The 3395-nt window shown below is 36.3% G+C and carries 1 pseudogene; it reads right to left on the bottom strand.

Features of this window, described 5'->3' with window-relative positions:
• A pseudogene (locus tag AC4FQX_RS15000) lies at window positions 1-3395 on the bottom strand (hypothetical protein); the annotation flags it as partial.

The raw sequence follows: 3395 nt of genomic DNA, 5'->3' as shown, positions 1-3395 counted from the left end.
ATCATCTGATTTTGAAACAAATGCACTTCCGTCCAGACTATAGGTATACGGTCCTACTTTTTTGTCTTCTTCTTCGTCTGCAATAGGCTCTCTCTTCACTCTAATACTAAATTTACCTTCTGCTGCGCATTCATTAACAAGAGTTGCAGTAAATTCCGGTTTCGGATCTTCTGGTAAAGTGACTTGAGATCCCTCGATACAGCCATTCTCATCTTTAACATAAACAATATAATTACCTGCTATAGTTGAAAAAACAGAGCTTTCAAACCAATCTATATCTGTCGGAGGATCAATAGTTATTCCTCCTGTATCCGGCATAATAGAATATTTGTATTTACCTGCTCCGCCTGTTGCTATTACTGTGATCTGTCCTTTTGCATTACAATTCGCATTTTTTGTTACACTTGCTGACATGGTTAACATGTTAGTTGCCTCGGAAATAACAAAATTTTTAGAAACTTGAGTACAACTATTCGTTAATCCTACTTTCTCTGTAAATAAAATAAAATATTCTCCCGGAACTAAAGGTCCCAAATCATCTACTGTAACAGAGTTTACTCCTACTACACTTTTATTTCCACCTATTCCAATTATCGGCTTATTACTTAATGCAGAATAAACTACATAATCTACAGAATCAGCATCTGATTTATACCCCTCAATAGTGAAACTTACTTTTCCATCTCCATTTCCTATACAGGTAACATTTTTAGGGATAATTATAGAAGTCAGTGTCGATAATGTAGGAATAGCTGTATCTGCCGTTTTGTAATAATAACACTTTGTAGTACTGTCATATACTATAAAACTATAGGTAATACCGGGAATAAGATTATTAAAAGTGGTAGACAAACCATCCATGCTGTCTGCCGGATGATAATCGGGATGTCCCGGAGTATAATCTGGAATACCTTTATAATAAACAGCAAAAAAGTAGGGTCCTGCACCTAATAAATTACCTTTAACTGTAAGTTGTACTGAACCTAGAGTTGTACAATCTACAGCGGACGAAGCTATATCAATATCCAGATCATCTGGAGGTGATGCTATTTTAATTTTCGTTTCTGTTTCCGAACAACCGTTGACGTCAATCACTTCAACATCATAAAACCCAAATTCCAGAATATTAAAGGAATAATTCAAATCAGTTGTTGATCCGGAAGTTTGTAATCTGTTTCCGAAACTGTCTCTCAGATAATACGTATAAGGGGCGGTTCCTCCTGTAACATTCGCAATATGAATCTTACCTTTAATGGTAGTTTCTGTTCCTCCCTCCGGACCACATAAGATATTCTCTTTTGTATAACTGAATGTAACAGCTTCTTTCTCTTCGATTTTTACGGTTACAAAAGCACTGCATTTCTTATCGTCAACAACGGTTACTTTATAATTCCCGGCAGGTAAGCCTGTCGTCTGAGTTCCATAATCTGTATTGGTATCTGTATTAACAACTGTAATTACATAAGGAGCTTTCCCTTGGATAACTTTTACTTTAATCACTCCGGTTTCTGAACCGTGACACTTAATAACTGCTTCCGGAGTTGCTGTTACAACAGGAGACACTAATGGTCCGACCACTACTTCAGCTGTTGTATATTCACAACCTTTGCCTTCTTTATCTTTAAAAGAATCTATAACTTTAAAAGTATAGCTTCCCGGTTCTGCTGTTTTATAATCTATTGTTACTCCTGTCAGTTCAACTAAGGAGCCTATAGGTGCTCCGTCTTTATAAATCTGATACTGAAAAGGAGCAATGCCTCCTTGTACTGTTAATTTTATATCTGCTCTGGAATCTGCTGAACAATCCAGATCTTTTTGTAATGTTGCTGAAGCGATAAATCGTTCCGGAACATCTATGCTTATTTCTGTTATACAACCTAACTGATCACGAATCGTAAATTTATGGGTTCCCGGTAATTTGGTGGAACTAAACTTTGTGCCTGTTTTCTGCCAACTAGCACCTTCCACACCTACTTCTTTCATATAATAATTGGGTTCTCCTTCTATTATATAAGGCTTCCCTCCTGTTATATCAACAATAAAATCATAGGAAGAGCAATCCTGTGTGACAGTAGCAACAATCTCTTCTGATTCTATCAGATCAAATGAAACAACTGCCGAACAACCATTACTATCTGTTACGGTTACTGTATATTTTCCTTTTACCATCAGACCGGCAAATTCATATTTGGACTGAGTCAATGTTCTTCCGTTAGGAAATTCTAATACATATTCATTGTGACCTGATCCGCCTTCTGCTTTCAGTTCTACGGTAACGGCATTACAAGTGATCAAAGTCTGTTTCTCTACTGAAAGTGTTAATTCCTCAGGCTTCACAATTGTTACCGGTACGGATATTATGATCGGAACAGTATTTCTTTGCACATATTCCATTGCCCAAGCTAGTGTATTAGCATAAAACACACTGTTATAAACATCCACACGATTCGCAGCAATAACATTACCATATTTTGGTTTAGCAATAGGGAATGAATTCGCATCCGTTTTTGCTGCGTAACGTATATTGCTACTATTATTTGTTTTATATCCTGCTGCAAAACCACCGTCTCCTGCATAGAAATATCCGAATCTCGCATCTCTAAAAGCATTTACTCCTCCTGAACCATTCAAAGTGGTTGTATAAGAAACAATATCTGCTGCCGGTAATCCGGTAAAATAAACGGTTGTACCATTATCTTCTCCCCAGTATTTTCCTCTAATGTCTCCAAAAGGTCCATTTAAAATAGGGTCCGTTATTGATGGTAACTTATAGAGAGATCCTCCAGAACCATGTGCTCCAACAGAAATTCCGGTACCATATAAAGCATTATGTAATCTTTTTGAAGCATTCCTGTCTTCATTATAATAAATAACGACTCCTTGTTTATTTTTTATAAAATCTACTAAAACAGTAACGGTAGCATCATCTACATTATAAGGGTATCCCATTACAATAATATCTGTTTTATTATTGTCTATTAAAGTTTTAAGAGCTGTTCCTCTGGTCATTTTTCCATTTGTAATAGTAACTCCAGCTGTTTTCACATAATCACTTGCCGATCCAAAATTAGTAAGAGATTCTAATACAGCACGAGTTGTTTCGTTTGGTCTGGCTGATCCCGGCTGATATAACTGTGTTCCGAGACCTAATACATTCATGCTTTTATACACACATGGAATACTCACACTTTTTACTAAAATGGTATGTTCACCCGGTGCTAGATTGTCTACTGTAAATTGTGAATTAGCATCTACAGAAGCTACAATCCAGGAAACACCGTTATCAAGGCTATATTGATAATCTGTAGAATTATTTACTTTTATAGTAGCTGTTCCATTTGTATCATTGAAACACAGAACGTCTGTTTTACTAATTAGATCAGCTGTGAATTTTC

The organism is Flavobacterium sp. AK-301, from assembly GCF_058310215.1.
The sequence above is the reverse complement of the archived record's forward strand: the minus strand, read 5'-3'. Positions and strand labels throughout refer to the sequence as shown.